The sequence below is a fragment of the Colwellia sp. MT41 genome (genome assembly GCF_001444365.1).
GTDB lineage: Bacteria > Pseudomonadota > Gammaproteobacteria > Enterobacterales > Alteromonadaceae > Colwellia > Colwellia marinimaniae.
The window spans coordinates 3,896,724-3,913,524 of sequence record NZ_CP013145.1; the positions used below are offsets into that span (position 1 = coordinate 3,896,724).

Sequence of the window (16,801 nt, forward strand, 5' to 3'; positions counted from 1 at the left end):
GGTGAGTTGATTCGTGAAAGTAATCCATGATAAAAAGCTACTACGGCTAATAAAAATAATCCCTCCCCTGATAGTTACTGCATTCGCCTGCTTAACAATTTTTATCGTCCTCAATCATAACAAAGTGCAACTTAGTGCTGATATTCAAAGTCTTAAGCAAGATTTTATCGCATCCGAAAAAGAATTGATTAAGGCACAAGTTGAACAGTTAATACAACAGATAACTTACGAAAGAGACAGTACAGAAAAAACATTAAAAGATAATATTAAAGAACATATTTATCAAGCTCATAGCATTGCAACCAATATCTTTGATAACAATAAAAACAAATCCGAAAAAGAAGTGACCAAATTAATTTCCGATGCCTTAAGAAATGTTCGTTTTAATGATGGACGTGGTTATTTTTTTATTTATAAAACTAACGGTCTCAGTATTATGCACCCTATTATCCCAGAAATAGAAGGGACTTCAATGGCAAATTTTCAAGACATAAGGGGAAAGTATATTGTTCGTGATTTAGGTCAATTAGCCAAAGAACATGGCGAATATTTCTATCACTGGTGGTTTGTTAAACCAGACAATAAAGAACAAGAGTTTGAGAAAATTGGTTTTGGTAAGCATTTCGCCCCGTACGACTGGTTTATAGGTACCGGTGAATACCTAATTGATGTTGAAAATGATATTAAACAACGCATGGTAGGGCGAATTTCAAATATTAGATTTGGCCTAAATGGCTATATTTTTATATTGGATTATCAAGGTAATGTAATTTCTCATTATCGAAAAAGTTATCAGGGAACTAACTTATATGACAATGCAGATGAGAATGTGGTCACGGCAGGCAAGAAAATTATTGAAATAGGCAAGCAAGGGGGAGGGTATTTAAATTATCTTAGTCCGATAATGCCAAGCACGGGTAACTCAGCTCAAAAAATTAGCTTTATTAGTAATTTTTTACAATGGAATTGGATCATCGGTACCGGTTTTTATAAAAGTGAAACAGATAGTTACCTTGCAAAACGTGAAAAAAATATCGCTCAACAAAATAGAAGCCAATTATTCCGCCTTTTGGGATTAAGTTTTTTTGTGACACTCTCTTTTATTAGCTTATCACTATTGCTAACTAAATATTTGGCCCGACGTTTTACCGTTTATGAAAACAAAATAAACGCGAACCAGCAGCAATTAGAACTCAGAGTAAAACAACGTACCAATGAATTGTCTAGTACACTTGAGGCACTGAAAAGTACCCAATCACAATTAATAGAAGCTGAGAAAATGGCCTCGCTTGTCGGCTTAGTTTCAGGTGTTGCTCATGAACTTAATACACCACTAGGCATAATTAACACCTCAATTAGCCATATAGAACATAAAATTGAACAACTATTCATGCAAATAAAACAACAAAAACTCACCAGAAAAGATCTTGTTAGACTAGAGAATAGCTATCAGGAAGGCTTGAGGTTACTCAAACTCAACTTAAATAAATCAATTAAGCTCATCCATAATTTTAAAGCACTTTCTTTACATGAAAAATCAGATGATGTGCAACAATTCTCTGTTAACCAGTTAATTGATCTAATTGTTAAGTCCCACCAAGCCATTTTATCAGAGCATTCAATCAAAATAATCACAGAAATAAACAGCGATATTAAAGCTTTTAGTTATCAACATTCTCTCTCTGAAGTATTAATACAGTTAATTAAGAACTCCTACATTCACGGCTTTGAATCAACAAAAGAACCTGTCATTAACATTGCAGTAAGTGAAAATCAGGGAAATATATGCCTGATTTATCGTGACAATGGTTGTGGTATTCCAAGGGGAGATTATGAAAAAATATTTGAACCATTTTATACTACTAAAAGAACCGCAGACTGTACCGGTCTTGGTCTAACAATTATTTACAATCACATTACCCAAAGATTAAATGGCACCATTTTTTGGGATAAATTAACCTCACAAGGTATAAAAATTGTGATTAACTTCCCAAAGAATGTAGAGAAAGTAGAGAAAGTAGAGAAAGTAGTTATTTCAACCGATCATTAATATAATACAGATTAGCATAAGCCGCATGTAGCCAATTCACTGGGATATATACGTCATTTTGATATGTTTTCTTCTATACCTGTTATTCAAATAATTAAAAGCCAGACGCAGTTACCTATTCGGTAATTAAAAAACTCACTTACCTGATTTTCGCAATAACTCTATTATACTCATTGCCGATGAAACTTTATTAAGAAAACAAATGTTGTTCGAACAATATGTTCGCTTAGTACTCTTTCCTTGTGATGTGATACGGGGCTATTATTTTGATAGCCCTCTGCCATAACTTAAAAATTTTCAAAGTTATTATCTCAATGGCTTTACATCTAATTAAGGTCTATTGTTTGATCTACCAACCCTAACTATTTTGAAATAGTACTCTCTTAATTAAAGGTAAATATGCTGGTTATATTTGTCATAAATTACACTGAGAGAAAATATGATGAGTAATTTTTTACCCACAAATAAATTAATAATACTATTAATAATTAGCTTTATTTCTATGTCTTTTAATGTAAACGCTCAGCAAGTTCAAAGTAAAAAAACAGCAGCTGATAAGAGTAAGATTGAAATAATCGAAGTGACCGCGCAAAAACGCACCCAATCCATTAATGAAATACCCATGGCCATTACAGCATTTAATGCCGATCAGTTAAGTGAAATGGGTATCGAAGACACGGCTGATCTGGCTGCAATTGTACCTGGATTTAACTATAGCAATACCGCTTTTGGCCCCCCGGTCTATACCTTGCGCGGCGTTGGCTTTAACGAATCCAGCGCTCAAGCCACGGCAACAGTAGGTGTTTATATAGATGAAATTTCGATTCCTTTTCCAATTATGACTAAAGGCATAATTATAGACATTGAACGAGTCGAAATATTAAAAGGACCACAAGGAACCTTATATGGCAGTAACGCTACCGCAGGGGCAATAAACTATATCGCCGCAAAACCCAGTGATTATTTTGATGCTGGCATTAAAGCAACACTTGCCAGTTTTCAAACCTATAGCGGTGAAGGGTTTCTCAATGGATCGTTAACTGAAGATCTCAATGCTCGATTTGCACTCAAGATCATCCATTCAGGTGAAGGTTGGCAGCAAAGTGTGTCACGTGACGACACCTTAGGGAAACAAGATAAAATCGCCGCCAGATTAAGTTTTGATATTAACATTGGCGCTGTTACCAATGCCTTAATTCGTTTTGGTTATTCAAAAGACCGGTCGGATAGCCTAGCCCCTCAAGCCATAGAATATTTACCTGCCAAAGCCGGTGGCCCAGTCAATGCCTCATACCCTATTTTTGAGCCTATTCTTGATGTTAATGCTAACCCACATTTATTCCCAGGTAATGGTGATGATATTAGTGCCGCCGATTGGACTGCGGACAGAAATCCTGCCCTTGCTCACCAAACGACATCAATATCCTTAAGCCTTACTCATGAACTATCGAGCAATATGACGCTGACCGCCTTAACTGGATACACTAAGTTTAAAGATAATGGCTCTGAATATGAACGAGGTGGCACCGCAGGCGTAACCGCCGGATTTATAAGAAAGCTAACCGGTGGTCCTTTAGATACATTACTTGGCGGGTCTCTGGCTAATTTTTATGAGGGGCATTTACATGGGGATTATTTCACCATACCTGATAGTGAATATGTCCCTTCTGACTATGTCTTTCAGCATGGGAAGATCGATTCATTTTCACAAGAGCTTAGAATTACCCAAGCCCTAAATGACGTTGTGTGGATAGCGGGCCTCTATTACAGTAAAAGTAATGTTGATTATAAAACGACACAAGATTGGGGACTGGCGACAAATGTTAATATTTTGCCCATGTCAGGGTTTGGCTTTAATAAGCTCCGTAATGTTATCGTTCAAGCAACCACCACTTATGGGATATTTGCTAATGCTGATTGGAATATCAATGATGAATTAACGATAACCACCGGACTCAGATACACGGAAGACACAGCTGATTATACTGGCTGTACTGAAGATATTGGCGGCCCTGGCGTAGCTTTATTCAATCAATTTTTCTTTGCTGGCGAAGACTCTGGCACACCGGTAAATGGTTGTGTCACAGTGATTGATTTTGGCATGGACAGTCAAAGAACTGGCCAGATCATTGACACCTTAGCTGAAAACTCCTTATCTTGGCGACTCGCTGCCAATTACAAACTCACCCAGGACAGTTCAGTCTACGCCTCATATAGCCGAGGATTTAAAGCGGGAAGTTATCCTTCACTTGCTGCAATTGTCAGTAGTCAGTTAGACCCTGTTGTACAGGAACAATTAGATGCCTATGAAATAGGAATGAAATCATTATTAGCCGAAGGTACAGCGCAGCTAAACATGAGTATTTTCTATTATGATTATCAGGACAAGCAATTATTAACTAAAAAAACCATTCCTGTGTTTAGAACGGCATTTACTCTGGGAAATATGGACGACTCTTTTGTTCAAGGAATTGAGTTAGATCTAAAATGGTTACCTTTAGCAGGCTTAACAGTTATGGCTGCGATAGGAGTCTTAGACACAGAAATAACCAAAGGTGATGGCTTTAATCAACTAGGCCAATCGGTCGTCTTTGCTGGCTCGCCTTTACCATTTACCTCTAAATTCCAAGCCAATATTTTAACGAAATATGAATGGAACATCAGTGATTCATTGTTTGCTTTTGTTGCTATAGATGGCGCTTATACCAGTGCCTACAATACCGATTTTAAAGCCGAGGTAACAATGACAACACAGGTGTCCGATTTTACTGGTAGCCCAGTTGAAGTGAATATTCCGCCGCAATCCTACGCATATGATAATCGCTTTACCCAAGACGACTATATTATTGTTAACGTCAGGATCGGCATTGGGAATATTAATCAGCAGTGGAAAGCTTTTCTCTGGGCTAGAAACCTAACTGACGAATATTTTGTCTCTAGTGTCGTCAAAAATAATGAGATGATTGCTGCCTATAGTGGCATGACCAGAACATTTGGACTCACATTTGAATATAATGCGTTTTAAGTGACCTTTACTTGGTAGCTGATGGCTTATATACCTCAGCAAGTGAAGTGATGGAATGAAAAAGAATGTTCCTGACTCGAATTTTTTTAATTTAGTGAGCACGTCAGAGAAAAATAACTTAAAACCTGAAATATACATTAAGACGAATGTTGAAGCTCCAAGAAACTCTACCAATACCATGAGTTCCATACTTATTATTATTTCTGGTCCGGCAACAAGGGCAGCAATGGTAGCTGCTAATATATACCAAATGCCTTTCGACATTATTTTTTTTATCCAATAAAACACCAAACTTTCCTTGTACAAAATAACGCCACAATAAGCGGCTAAGTAACAGTTGACTAAAATGTTAAGGAACGAAAACAGCCAAGTGTTTTTTGTCCTTTTAGTGACTTGTTATATTTTTTGTACCATAATCTAATATATATTGGTACTTACGAGCTTTTACATTATGGCTAAAAACACAAGCGTAACATTGGGCGATCATTTTGATCAATTTATAAAGCAACAACTTAACACTGGTCGTTATGGCTCAGCAAGTGAAATTGTTAGAGCTGGATTAAGAGCTTTAGAAGATCAAGAAGCCAAGCTATTAAATTTACGCAATATGCTAATCCAAGGTGAACAAAGCGGCATTGCAGATTACAGTTATGAAAGTTTATTAACCGAGCTAGATAAAGATAACCATTAATGAGTAAGTTTTTATTATCTTCGAAAGCAAAGTCAGATTTAATTAAAATAGCTAAATATACCCAATTAACTTGGGGGAAATCACAGAGAAATGATTATTTAAAAATACTGGATAATACCTTTCGATTTTTAGCCGATGAACCAGAGTTAGGTATTAATTGCGATTATATTAGAGAATGCTACAACAAGTACCCTCAAGCCAGCCATGTAATTTATTACAAAGAGCATAAAGTTAATCAAATTTTAATCGTGCGTATATTGCATAAAAGTATGGATGTAAACTCCGCACTCTAGAAAAATATAACGCCATTTTAAGCGGCTAAGTAATAGTTGGCTAAAATGTGTAGCGAAGCGAAACGTAGCCAACTATTACTTAGCCTTGTTTAATTTCTTATATGTTTACTTAGCATCCATACCGCAAGCTAAGCCAATGATTACACCGATCGCACCTTCTCTACCAATTTCATCTCTTAATTGTTGTGCATTAGTTGTAGTTGTACCTAAAGCTTTCGCAATACCTAGAGAGGCCTTACCGTTTATAAATGCCGTGATATTGGTTGAAGTAGTACCAATTCGTTTACTTAAACCTTGAGAGCCTTCACCACTACGGATTAGTTTTTCAATATTTGTTGATATCGTACCTGCATTTCTTGCGATTCCTACGTAACTCATGAATTATCCTTGTAAACATAACGCCCAATTAACAGGCAAAAAATAGTTGGTTAAAATAGCGACGAAGGAGCAAAAACCAACTGTTTTTTGTCCTTGTTGAATTACTTATATACTATTGCCTAGCATGCTCTTGTAGGCTTTTATTCAGTTGACTTGACACTTCATAGCACTCAACTTGTTTTTTACCTTTTAACGATTTACAACCAGTTAATATCTTAGGTTCATTTCCCGGTAGAGGTTGATCATATATAACTGACTTTGCTAGCTCAATATCAGCTTTAAAACCCATTTCAGAGAAGCTTTCACTTTTATCATTATTATCTTTAGACGGAAATTGACTATCTATAACCATTCCAAGAACTGTACAGCCTTGGATCAAGCAAAGTAATGTTAGTAATAATATTTTATTTCTCATAGGTAGAATCCATAACCATGTATATAAAACGCCCGCATAAGCGGCTAAGTAATAGCTTGCTAAAATAGTTGAGCGAAGCGAAACACAGCAAGCTGTTATGTGTCCGTTCTTAATGCGCTTTTAGGTGATTTACCCACAGAAATGCTCTATATACCAACCTTCCTCAAGAGGCGTGATTTCAGTAGAAAAACGAGGGGTAATATCAGTTACAGGCATTGAACCGTCCCCATAAATATTAACAGTAGTCATACAACCAGAAATAGAAAATCCACTTCGATAAACCATGATACTAGTCAAGCTTGGTATATTAGAACAATACGATACACGTTCAGAGCCAACTATCTTCAGCTGTGCTATGTACTCGCCGTATCTATCACTTGAAATACCAACCTCGTTTAAAACGACTTCAAATGCCACCTTTCTCCTGGGATTTTGAAGAGTATTCCATTTATTACCATATTCCCAAAAATCACCTATATGATCGGTTCCAACAGTAAAACACGCTTCAAATTGTGTATCTTTTTTAATCATTAAGGATAGTTGTTCAAAAGTGTCTTTATTTTGAAGGAACCCTTCCTTAATTTCATCAATATTGACTGGTCTGCCGCAACCTTGCAAAAGCAAAAGTAAAATCGACAATAGAAAACTGCTCCAAACTTTCATAATCACCTAACAACTTATTATGGAAACTTCTCAGTAATGTCTGTCCCATAACTTTAATTTAATTTGCATTAATATCCCATATTTTCAGTACCTGAATTAACTAGGATGAATTAACTAGGATGAATTAACTAGGACACTCGCTTGAATTAACTAGGAGAATTAACTAGGACACTCGCTTATAAAACATCATAAAACGAAACGATAATACAAGCTACATAACCACTCAAAATAGGCTCAATGATTACTTATAAATCCTAAAGTCGAATAATATTTACTAAAACTTCAAATAAAAAGGATAAATGCTGTCTTTTAGACATGACAAACACATCGGGTTTGATGTGTAGTTAGAAAATATGATGAATAATGGGTACTGAATTGTTACGCCAAAAGTTTATCACAACAACTGACATTCGTTCGCCGCTTTAAACCTTTATGCGCACAGTAATCAGACAATACATCGCTGTGCCCCACAGCACCATGAAAAAGCTTGCTGAAATCTTTTGCCAGGGTTAGCCAATTTTCAGCTTTGATATTTAAACGGCTAAGCAGTGCGGGTTGGTTTTCCTCAATATGTCCCACTTTATCTTCACGAAGGCAGCGCCCTGTCATTTCAATTAATTCAAGGTAATCTTTAAGCTCAAACGGTAAACCTTTTGGCATTGCTTGTCGTGGGTTGCCCACAAAAGGCAGTAACCTTTGGGGTTGTTTACCTTTTTTAGCTTTTTCTACTCGCGTTTTTACACTGGTGTATGTTGATGTTTCGGGTGTTTTAGCAATCTTTGCTCGAACAGGGTTTAAATCAACATACGCCATACAAGCTGCAAGAGCGGCTTCATCTAATAAGGCTTGAGATTTAAAACGCCCTTCCCAGAAATGACCTGTACAGTGGTCTTCTTGGTTTGCTTTGATAGCAATACCTTGGTTGAGTAAGCGCATAAACCAACTGATATCCATTAAGCGCTTCCGATATACGTCAACCGTTTCAAGTAAAGAAGTCATTAGGTGCTCTGGAATGTCTTCACCACGACAATATTGCTGCGTGAGTAAGGTTCCTTTGAATAATTGATGCCACCGCTCAATCACTTCGATGGATGACCATGATTTCGCGGTAATTTCATCAATAAACAGCACCAGATGCGTGTGATTACTCATGATAGCGTAGGCGCATACATCAATAGCAAAAATTTGACTTAAGTCCAGGAGTTTATCTTCAACCCACCCTCGCCTATGGTCAAAATTACGTCCGGTATTTTTATCTTCGCCACATAAAAAGGCACGACGAACACACCGAGAAATACAATGGTAATAAGGTGTGTCAACTAAACTAATGAGTTGTCTTCTGGCGGTTGTCATGACAAGCCCTTTCAATAACGGTCATTGATTAACCGTAGTTGAGAAGTTTCTATTATTCAACTTTGAGCGACTGTCCTCGTTAATTTTCCCGTATACTTTACCCACTAAGAAACCTGGTAATTCACAATCAGCTAATAAAATGGGTAACACTTTAATTTTTTTACCGTTGATTTGATGATTCATTGCAACGTCTAACTCATTTACCACCCAAGGAGCATCTACTGAGTTAGGTGACAAAATAACAGCAAAATAATCAACACTATCAATTCCCTCTCTAATCTTTTGAATTAGAGAATCACCTATTGTCATTTCAGCTTCATCTAACCAATACCGAATTCCATGCCCTTCCAAATCTCTAGCTAATTTCCTAACAAATTCTTTATCTTTATGGTTATGGCTTAAAAACACACTCGTCATTATTGTGAACCTCCCTGAGTTGCATAACAGCTTATTATGGAAACTTCTCAGTAATGTCTGTCCCATAACTTTAATTTAATTTGTATTAATATCCCATATTTTCAGTACCTTAGAAACTAAATACATTATATTTTTGTTAAGACTTGGATATTACTGAGACTTTTCAATAATATCCAACAAAGAACTAGATACTATTTAACATAATATCAACGAGTTAGTGTTTATACAGATTATTGGTGACTTATTACTGAGAAGTCTCAGTAATAAGCCCGCAATAATTAATTAGAAAATATATTGCAAATATTTTAAGGCAAACGTCGGCAATGCGCACTTTCCTCGTAAAAAAGTCACCGAAGCCGCAACAGCAAGATTACCCTGCGCCTAAACAGCTCAATATTTATCGAATAAATAGCTTATAAACCAGCTGATGAATCTTAGTGCCAAAGGGTGGAAATAATAAAGTGGTAAAGTTTATCCGACCACGTGACAGCACTGATTTTGCATGTGAAAAAGTTTTAAAGCCTTCAATGCCATGATATTGCCCCATACCTGAAGCGCCAATGCCACCAAAGGGCAGATCATCATTAGCGACATGAAAAGCGGCATCATTAATACACACACCGCCAGCATGGGTTTTTAGTAGTATCTGTTGTTGAAAGGCTTTGTTAAAACTACAAATATAAAGTGCTAGTGGTCTAGGTTTGTTGTTGACGTAATCAATGGCGTCATTGATGTCATCATAAGCAACAATAGGGAGTATCGGCCCAAAAATTTCTTCTTGCATCACTAACATCTCAGCCTTGATATTAGTCACCAGCGTTAGTGGCATTTTACGCAGTTCGTTATGCTCACCAAGCTCAACCTTAGCAAGAAGCGGAATGATATTGGCGCCCTTATCTCTGGCATCCTGCAGTAAATTATCTAAGCGTAACTTTTGCCCATCATTGATAATACTGGTGCAGTCTTGATTGTTATTAATACTGGGATACATAGCTTGATAGCGTGTTTTAAATGCCTGAATAAGTGCCTCAACCTTTGCTTTCGGGCATAAAATATAATCAGGAGCAACACAAGTTTGTCCTGAGTTAAGTGTTTTCCCCAAAATAAGACGACTGACCGCAGTATTAATATCCATATTTTTATCAATGATTACTGGTGATTTTCCGCCTAATTCTAACGTCACCGGCACTAAGTTTTCTGCCGCCGCTTTCATCACCAACTTGCCAACAGCAGTGGAGCCGGTGAAAAATAAATGATCAAACGCTAACTTAGAAAAAGTAGCGGCCATTTTTGCATCACCACTAACAATCGCCACTTGCTCTTTGGCAAAGCTATTGCTTATTAACTCGGCCAATAAAGCTGTGGTATTAGGGGTAAATTCAGACATTTTGATCATGGCAGTATTACCCGCTGCTAGTGCTGCCGTTAAGGGTCCAAATGATAAAAATACCGGGTAATTCCACGGCGCGATAATACCAATGACGCCTTTAGGCTGATAAATAACGAAGGCTTTGGCAGGCTGAAACAAGAGTCCCACATGTTTCTTTTCTTTTTTCATCCAGCGCTTGAGGCGCTTAATAGTATAATTAATGCCCATGACCGTACTGAGGATATCGCCAAGTTTAGAATCATCAGCGCTGCGATGGCCAAAATCCTTCGATATAGCCTCAATAAAAGCTTGCTGATTATCGATAAGCAAACATTTCAACTTATGCAAATCAGCAATTCGTTGCTGGTAACTGGGATAAGTGTTTTGCAAAAAGTAACTTTTTTGGCCACTAAAACATTGCGCTAAGGCGGCACTGCTCGAAATATCATTACTGGACGAATGTGGCAGTTGCGTTGAAAAATCTTCTGTTACTTCGAGTGCTGTAGCGACACCATTCATCATCTTTTACCCTTTAGTAAATATATAGCTGGAGCAATATTAAGCGCACATCAGCCTTAGTTCACTTAGCATATGGAAAATGCGCCTAAAAGTCAGCATTTAGACGAAATTAGCATAGCAAGCCCTCTTTTATGAGAGCAAATAAAACAGTACCTTTCCTATAGCTATCTCACTGATAAAGCGTTAATTTAGTTATCTGGTACGATCAGTAAGCTTGTCTAAAGGATTAAATGATGAACAGCACACCGACTAAATTTGATTATATTATTGTTGGCGCCGGCTCTGCGGGTTGTGTGCTGGCTGCACGCTTGTCTGAGGATCCCAATAACTCGGTCTGTCTTTTAGAAGCGGGTGGCCCTGATAAAAGTATTTTTATTAAAGCACCTATCGGCTTGGCGGCCATGTTACCCACTAAGCTTTATAACTGGGCCTTTGAAACCATCCCACAAGCGGGTTTGAATGGCCGAAAAGGTTATCAGCCAAGAGGCAAAACCTTAGGTGGCAGCTCATCCACTAACGCCATGTTATATGTGCGTGGCAATAAATGGGATTACGATAATTGGGCTGCGCTTGGCAATGAAGGTTGGAGTTATAAAGACATACTGCCTTATTTTAAAAAGTCTGAAGGTAATGAAGCCTTTAAAGATGAATATCATAACCAAAATGGTCCATTAAGCGTTTCCAATGCAACGGATGCCAGTGACCTCAATCAAATGTTTATTGATGCATGTAAACAACAAGGTATCAAACATATTGATGATTGTAATGGCGCAGAGCAAGCAGGTGCTTTTTACTATCAACGTACCATAAAAAACGGTGAGCGCTGTAGTGCCGCCAAGGCTTACTTAACCCCAAATACTGCCCGAACAAACTTAACCATTATTACCCACGCGTTAACTGAAAAAGTACTATTTTCAGGTAAAACTGCCATTGGTGTACGTTACAAAAAGAATAAAAAGTCCATTGAAATTACCTGTAACAAGGAAGTGATCCTTAGTAGTGGCGCCTTTGGCTCACCGCAAATTTTAATGTTATCAGGTGTTGGCGCCAGTGCACACTTAGCAGATAAAGGTATTGCCAGTGTCCATGATTTACCTGGTGTTGGCCAAAACTTACAAGACCATATTGATTATGTGCAAACATTTAAAGTAGCGAGTAAACACGATACTTTTGGCTTCTCAGTTAGAGGGTGCTTAAGAATACTTAAAGCAATGTTTGCATGGCAGAAGTATCGAAGCGGAAAAGTTACCAGTACGTTCGCTGAATCTGGCGCTTTTTTTAGTACCGAAGAAAATTTAGTAGCACCTGATGCCCAGTTGATATTTGTACCTGCTATTGCCGATAATCACGCCAGAACGATAAATTTCGGCCATGGCTACAGTTGCCATATAACCTTGTTACGCCCTGAGAGTATTGGTGAAGTAAAACTTAACAGTAATAACCCTGAAGATTCACTGGCGATTGATCCTAATTTTTTTAACCATAAAAACGACATGGTAATCATTAAACGGGCCGCTAAAAAAATGCAAAATATTCTTCTGGGCAAAGCCTTTGCAGCCATTCGCAAAGATATGCTTTATTTTGTTGAAAACGGTAACGATGAGCAGCTTGAGCACGATATCCGCAATAGAGCTGATACCCAGTATCACCCCTGTGGTACTTGTAAAATGGGGCCAGTAAACGATGCTATGGCTGTGGTCGACTCACAATTAAAAGTACACGGTATGGAAAATTTAAGAGTGGTTGATGCCTCAATAATGCCGAAAATTATTAGCGGTAATACCAATGCACCCACCATAATGATTGGCGAAAAAGCAGCGGATATGATTTTAGCAAGCTCATAACATAGCTAGGCAATGTAGAAATATGTCTCTTTAAGGCCCACTGATAGCTAACTAAACCGACCACTGCCACGAGTTAATATTCATCCCAATATGGCTTATCACCAAAGCGCTGAGCAATAAAATCTATCAGTAAGCGACAACGTTCGGATAAAAACCGAGTTTGCGGGTAAACCGCGTAGGCATGTATTATTGGCAATTGATACTTGCTCATCAGCGGCACTAACTGCCCTGCTTGTATTGCTTGATAACTAATAAAACTGGGTAGATAACACACGCCTTTACCCTTAATAGCCATGGCTTTTAAAAAATCGCCATTGTTCGCTGTCATTATGGTATTAAGTGGCACCGTATGTGCTTTACCTTGAGCATCGGTAAGGCTTACTTTCCCTTGCGCATTTTGACTTTGTGCCAGGTGACTGTGGCTTTGACCAATATTACCGTACTGTAAATAATCCAAATTATTAAGCTGTGCCAAAGTTTCAATAGAGCCATGCTTTTTAATAAAATCAGGGCTAGCACATAATACATGGCGAATGGGGGTTAAGCGCCTGGCTTGTAAACTGGAGTCTTTTAACTCCGCGATACGTATGGCTAATTCATAGCCTTCTGCTAATAAATCGATATGACGGTCAACAAAATCAATGTGTAACTTTAACTTAGGGTGCAATTGAGAAAACTCATCAATCACTGGTGTTAAATGTAATAAGCCAAATGATAACGGCATAGTGATCTTTAATGTGCCTGACAAGGATTTTTTCACCCCGTGGGTTAGCGCATTTAGCTCAGCGACTTCATCAATAATGGTTATCGCCCGCTGATAATATAGCGAGCCGGCTTCGGTCAGCGCGGATTTACGTGTCGTTCTCGACAGCAATTGTGTACCTAGTCTATTTTCTAATTCTTTTAAGCGTTTACTCACCGCTGATTTAGCCATATTGAGCTGCTCAGCCGCCTTGCCTATACCGCCCGCATCCACAATACGCACCAGTAACGCCATATCTTCTAACTGTCCCATATTATACTCATGTTAGCTATTGTTCTCTTTTAGAGAACTATCTTTTATAAATACTACTGTTTATTGAAATTAGTTCAACAACTAAACTGTAATTACCACTGGAGAAGAATGAAACGAAGCAGACTAATAAAGAGTAAATTCATTACTTTGATCACAACTAAATTTGGAGCACACCATGAACAGCAGCATAAAAAACATCACCACACTACAACAAATCAGCGCCCCAGTAGGTCGCGTACTATTAGCCACTATCTTCTTTATGTCGGGCTTAACTAAAATAACCGCCTATGCCGGCACGCAAGGCTATATGGAAGCCATGGGTGTACCTGGCATGTTACTACCGCTCGTAATAGCCTTAGAAGTACTTGGTGGTCTTGCCATTATGCTTGGCTGGCAAACCAGACTGGTTGCCTTTGCTTTAGCTGGCTTTAGTATCCTCTCCGCCATGTTATTTCACGCCGACTTTAGCGATCAAATGCAAATGGCTATGTTTATGAAAAATGTTGCCATTGCCGGTGGCTTTTTAATGTTAGTAGCACAAGGTCCTGGCGCTTATGCTCTCGATAACCGCGCTAGCAGTAAATAGACTCGCCCTCTGCCCTGGTAAACCACTAAAAAACAACTTGATAAAATGGAGTTACAGATGAAAGCCAGAACACTAATTAAAACTTTTTCCGGCATTGATACCGCTGACGGTGATGGCGTTAAGCTTACCCGCATAATTGGTTCTCCCCAATTGAACATGCTTGATCCGTTTTTATTGCTCGATTGCTTTGAAAGCGACCAAGCAGAAGACTACATCGGTGGTTTTCCTGAACATCCACATCGAGGTTTTGAAACGGTAACCTATTTACTCGATGGTAAAATGCGTCATAAAGACAATGCGGGCCATGAAGGTGTAATTGAACCCGGCGGTGTGCAATGGATGACAGCAGGGCGCGGCATATTGCATTCTGAAATGCCTGAGCAAAAAGATGGCTTACTGCGCGGCTTTCAATTGTGGGTCAACCTGCCAAGATCTGCAAAAATGACGGCACCGCGTTATCAAGAATTTGCCCCCGAAACCATAGCGGTTGAACAGTTAAAAAATGGTGGCAGAGTTAAAGTGATTGCGGGTAAAACCGACCAAGGCACTATCGGGCCAGTAAAAAATGACTACGTTTTCCCCACCTATATGGATATTATTTTGCCCCCAGGCAGCAGCTTTAACCAAGGCATAACTAAAGGCCATAACGCTTTTATTTACCTGCTTGAGGGCGAGGTCCTTATTAAAGGTGAAAGCAACAGTAACAGCGTTCTTACTAGTAACGGAGCACAAACATTGACGGCTAAAAAGTTAGGCATTCTCAGTGATGGCGAGCAAGTTAACATAACAGCCACTAAACAAGGCAGTCGATTTTTATTAATCGCTGGCAAACCATTGAACGAGCCTGTCGCCCGTGGCGGGCCTTTTGTTATGAATAGCCAAGCGGAAATACAACAAGCATTTATTGATTACCAAGGTGGACTTTTTTAATAATAGCAATCCGTATAAAGTCATTTCAAACTAAACAAGCAGTACATTTTATATACAGTATTTTTAAAATTTTTGGAGCAAAAATATGGGATTATTAGTAGACGGTAAATGGCAAAACCAATGGTACGACACTAAATCATCGGGCGGTCGTTTCGAGCGTAAAGCCCCCAGTTTTCGTAATTGGATAACCCGCGACGGCAGTGCTGGCCCGTCTGGCATTGGCGGCTTCAAAGCCGAGGCCAATCGCTATCACCTGTATGTGTCACTGGCATGCCCTTGGGCACATCGCACCATCATTTATCGTAAGCTAAAAGGCTTAGAAAAAATGATTTCAATGTCAGTGGTCAATGCTTTTATGGGCGATGAAGGCTGGACTTTTGCACCAGGTGAAGGCGTTATTGCCGACCCTATCTTTAATGCCACTAATGTTCATGAAATTTATACGGCGGCACAAGCAGATTATACTGGTCGAGTGACTGTACCTATTTTATGGGATAAAAAAACTAATACCATAGTGAGTAACGAGTCACCAGAAATTATTCGTATGTTTAACTCCGCCTTTGATCAAGTCGGCGCGCTGCCAGGTGATTTTTCTCCACCAGAATTATTGGCTGAAATTGATGAGCTTAATGACTTTATTTACCCCACCATTAATAACGGTGTTTATCGTGCCGGTTTTGCCACTACGCAAGAAGCTTATGACGAAGCAGTGATCGAAGTATTTGCTGCCCTAGATAACATAGAAACGCGCTTAACTAAGCGTCGTTACCTAACCGGTAACACCATAACCGAAGCAGATTGGCGCTTATTTACTACCTTAGTACGTTTTGATGCCGTCTATGTTGGTCACTTTAAATGTAACTTACGCCGCATTGTTGATTACCCCAATATTTGGGCTTATTTGCGCGATTTATATCAAGTGCCCGGTATTGCTGACACAGTTGCTATGGACTACATCAAAGCGCATTACTATGGCAGTCACGAAACCATTAACCCAACACGGGTAATTCCTGCTGGACCCATGCTAGATTTTACCAGTAAACATCATAGGGCAGAGCTTGAAAATGTTACGGTGGCATGTTCCGCGCTATAAAACCTTTAAGCCGGCAAAGTGTCCGCCTTTAGTTTTATATCATTAAAGGCGGCTTTAGCTGTTCTGCACAATGTTCACTAATACCACATTACAAACATTTTCAGCGACTAAAAAGCCGAGCTGAAAGGACAGTTTTAGGCCTTGAAGCAAACAATCGAAG

At 38.7% G+C, this 16,801-nt stretch carries 15 protein-coding genes; 8 read left to right on the plus strand and 7 right to left on the minus strand.

Features of this window, described 5'->3' with window-relative positions:
• Nucleotides 1-13: 13 nt before the first annotated feature.
• The 4 genes from CMT41_RS16490 to CMT41_RS16510 all read left to right on the plus strand — a co-directional run bounded on the left by CMT41_RS16490 (nucleotide 14) and on the right by CMT41_RS16510 (nucleotide 6,059).
• Entirely contained in the window at nucleotides 14-2,050 is a 2,037-nt protein-coding gene (locus CMT41_RS16490) for a sensor histidine kinase (protein WP_058027870.1), read from the plus strand.
• 502 nt (nucleotides 2,051-2,552) lie between these two features.
• Nucleotides 2,553-5,075, plus strand: coding sequence for a TonB-dependent receptor (locus tag CMT41_RS16495; RefSeq protein WP_198149759.1), 2,523 nt, complete (start codon nucleotides 2,553-2,555; stop codon nucleotides 5,073-5,075).
• 451 nt (nucleotides 5,076-5,526) lie between these two features.
• Nucleotides 5,527-5,766 (plus strand): type II toxin-antitoxin system ParD family antitoxin, encoded by a 240-nt coding sequence (locus CMT41_RS16505; RefSeq protein WP_057182824.1) that lies wholly within the window; start codon nucleotides 5,527-5,529, stop codon nucleotides 5,764-5,766.
• A complete protein-coding gene (locus CMT41_RS16510) occupies nucleotides 5,766-6,059 on the plus strand; it encodes a type II toxin-antitoxin system RelE/ParE family toxin (RefSeq protein ID WP_057182825.1) in 294 nt (97 codons plus the stop codon). The genes CMT41_RS16505 and CMT41_RS16510 overlap by 1 nt, the downstream gene beginning before the upstream one ends.
• A 105-nt stretch (nucleotides 6,060-6,164) precedes the next feature.
• Here the strand turns inward: CMT41_RS16510 and CMT41_RS16515 are convergent, their stop codons facing one another.
• The 6 genes from CMT41_RS16515 to CMT41_RS16540 all read right to left on the minus strand — a co-directional run bounded on the left by CMT41_RS16515 (nucleotide 6,165) and on the right by CMT41_RS16540 (nucleotide 11,176).
• Nucleotides 6,165-6,437, minus strand: a complete 273-nt coding sequence (locus tag CMT41_RS16515) for a hypothetical protein (protein WP_058027873.1) — start codon at nucleotides 6,435-6,437, stop codon at nucleotides 6,165-6,167.
• Nucleotides 6,438-6,549: 112 nt separating this feature from the next.
• Nucleotides 6,550-6,852, minus strand: a complete 303-nt coding sequence (locus CMT41_RS16520) for a hypothetical protein (protein WP_143760114.1) — start codon at nucleotides 6,850-6,852, stop codon at nucleotides 6,550-6,552.
• 129 nt (nucleotides 6,853-6,981) lie between these two features.
• Nucleotides 6,982-7,515 (minus strand): hypothetical protein, encoded by a 534-nt coding sequence (locus CMT41_RS16525; protein WP_058027874.1) that lies wholly within the window; start codon nucleotides 7,513-7,515, stop codon nucleotides 6,982-6,984.
• A 378-nt stretch (nucleotides 7,516-7,893) separates the two neighbouring features.
• Nucleotides 7,894-8,868: a transposase gene (locus tag CMT41_RS16530; protein ID WP_058027875.1), complete on the minus strand. Its 975-nt coding sequence runs from the start codon at nucleotides 8,866-8,868 to the stop codon at nucleotides 7,894-7,896.
• Between the two features lie 21 nt (nucleotides 8,869-8,889).
• Nucleotides 8,890-9,285, minus strand: a complete 396-nt coding sequence (locus CMT41_RS16535; protein WP_232299981.1) for a toll/interleukin-1 receptor domain-containing protein — start codon at nucleotides 9,283-9,285, stop codon at nucleotides 8,890-8,892.
• Nucleotides 9,286-9,682: 397 nt separating this feature from the next.
• Nucleotides 9,683-11,176 (minus strand): coniferyl aldehyde dehydrogenase, encoded by a 1,494-nt coding sequence (locus CMT41_RS16540; RefSeq protein WP_442855049.1) that lies wholly within the window; start codon nucleotides 11,174-11,176, stop codon nucleotides 9,683-9,685.
• Between the two features lie 230 nt (nucleotides 11,177-11,406).
• On the opposite strand from CMT41_RS16540, the gene CMT41_RS16545 reads away from it, so the two are divergent.
• Complete coding sequence (locus CMT41_RS16545) at nucleotides 11,407-13,017, plus strand: GMC family oxidoreductase (RefSeq protein ID WP_058027876.1); 1,611 nt, start codon at nucleotides 11,407-11,409, stop codon at nucleotides 13,015-13,017.
• Between the two features lie 73 nt (nucleotides 13,018-13,090).
• Here the strand turns inward: CMT41_RS16545 and CMT41_RS16550 are convergent, their stop codons facing one another.
• Complete coding sequence (locus tag CMT41_RS16550) at nucleotides 13,091-14,032, minus strand: LysR family transcriptional regulator (RefSeq protein ID WP_058027877.1); 942 nt, start codon at nucleotides 14,030-14,032, stop codon at nucleotides 13,091-13,093.
• A 175-nt stretch (nucleotides 14,033-14,207) separates the two neighbouring features.
• Between CMT41_RS16550 and CMT41_RS16555 the strand changes: the two genes are divergently transcribed.
• The 3 genes from CMT41_RS16555 (at nucleotide 14,208) to CMT41_RS16565 (ending at nucleotide 16,641) form a co-directional block, all read left to right on the plus strand.
• Nucleotides 14,208-14,618, plus strand: coding sequence for a DoxX family protein (locus CMT41_RS16555; RefSeq protein ID WP_058027878.1), 411 nt, complete (start codon nucleotides 14,208-14,210; stop codon nucleotides 14,616-14,618).
• Between the two features lie 57 nt (nucleotides 14,619-14,675).
• Entirely contained in the window at nucleotides 14,676-15,548 is an 873-nt protein-coding gene (locus CMT41_RS16560) for a pirin family protein (RefSeq protein WP_232299982.1), read from the plus strand.
• Nucleotides 15,549-15,633: 85 nt separating this feature from the next.
• The gene (locus tag CMT41_RS16565) at nucleotides 15,634-16,641 is read left to right on the plus strand and encodes a glutathione S-transferase family protein (RefSeq protein ID WP_058027880.1); all 1,008 of its coding nucleotides are present in this window, start codon (nucleotides 15,634-15,636) and stop codon (nucleotides 16,639-16,641) included.
• Nucleotides 16,642-16,801 lie beyond the last annotated feature (160 nt).

What these genes read in the sequence shown, in the direction of transcription:
- CMT41_RS16495 (WP_198149759.1), top strand. Translation starts at nt 2,553, where the DNA reads ATGTCTTTTAATGTAAACGCTCAGCAAGTTCAAAGTAAAAAAACAGCA.
- CMT41_RS16505 (WP_057182824.1), top strand. Translation starts at nt 5,527, where the DNA reads ATGGCTAAAAACACAAGCGTAACATTGGGCGATCATTTTGATCAATTT.
- CMT41_RS16510 (WP_057182825.1), top strand. Translation starts at nt 5,766, where the DNA reads ATGAGTAAGTTTTTATTATCTTCGAAAGCAAAGTCAGATTTAATTAAA.
- CMT41_RS16515 (WP_058027873.1), bottom strand. Translation starts at nt 6,437, where the DNA reads ATGAGTTACGTAGGAATCGCAAGAAATGCAGGTACGATATCAACAAAT.
- CMT41_RS16520 (WP_143760114.1), bottom strand. Translation starts at nt 6,852, where the DNA reads ATGAGAAATAAAATATTATTACTAACATTACTTTGCTTGATCCAAGGC.
- CMT41_RS16525 (WP_058027874.1), bottom strand. Translation starts at nt 7,515, where the DNA reads ATGAAAGTTTGGAGCAGTTTTCTATTGTCGATTTTACTTTTGCTTTTG.
- CMT41_RS16530 (WP_058027875.1), bottom strand. Translation starts at nt 8,868, where the DNA reads ATGACAACCGCCAGAAGACAACTCATTAGTTTAGTTGACACACCTTAT.
- CMT41_RS16535 (WP_232299981.1), bottom strand. Translation starts at nt 9,285, where the DNA reads ATGACGAGTGTGTTTTTAAGCCATAACCATAAAGATAAAGAATTTGTT.
- CMT41_RS16540 (WP_442855049.1), bottom strand. Translation starts at nt 11,176, where the DNA reads ATGATGAATGGTGTCGCTACAGCACTCGAAGTAACAGAAGATTTTTCA.
- CMT41_RS16545 (WP_058027876.1), top strand. Translation starts at nt 11,407, where the DNA reads ATGAACAGCACACCGACTAAATTTGATTATATTATTGTTGGCGCCGGC.
- CMT41_RS16550 (WP_058027877.1), bottom strand. Translation starts at nt 14,032, where the DNA reads ATGGGACAGTTAGAAGATATGGCGTTACTGGTGCGTATTGTGGATGCG.
- CMT41_RS16555 (WP_058027878.1), top strand. Translation starts at nt 14,208, where the DNA reads ATGAACAGCAGCATAAAAAACATCACCACACTACAACAAATCAGCGCC.
- CMT41_RS16560 (WP_232299982.1), top strand. Translation starts at nt 14,676, where the DNA reads ATGAAAGCCAGAACACTAATTAAAACTTTTTCCGGCATTGATACCGCT.
- CMT41_RS16565 (WP_058027880.1), top strand. Translation starts at nt 15,634, where the DNA reads ATGGGATTATTAGTAGACGGTAAATGGCAAAACCAATGGTACGACACT.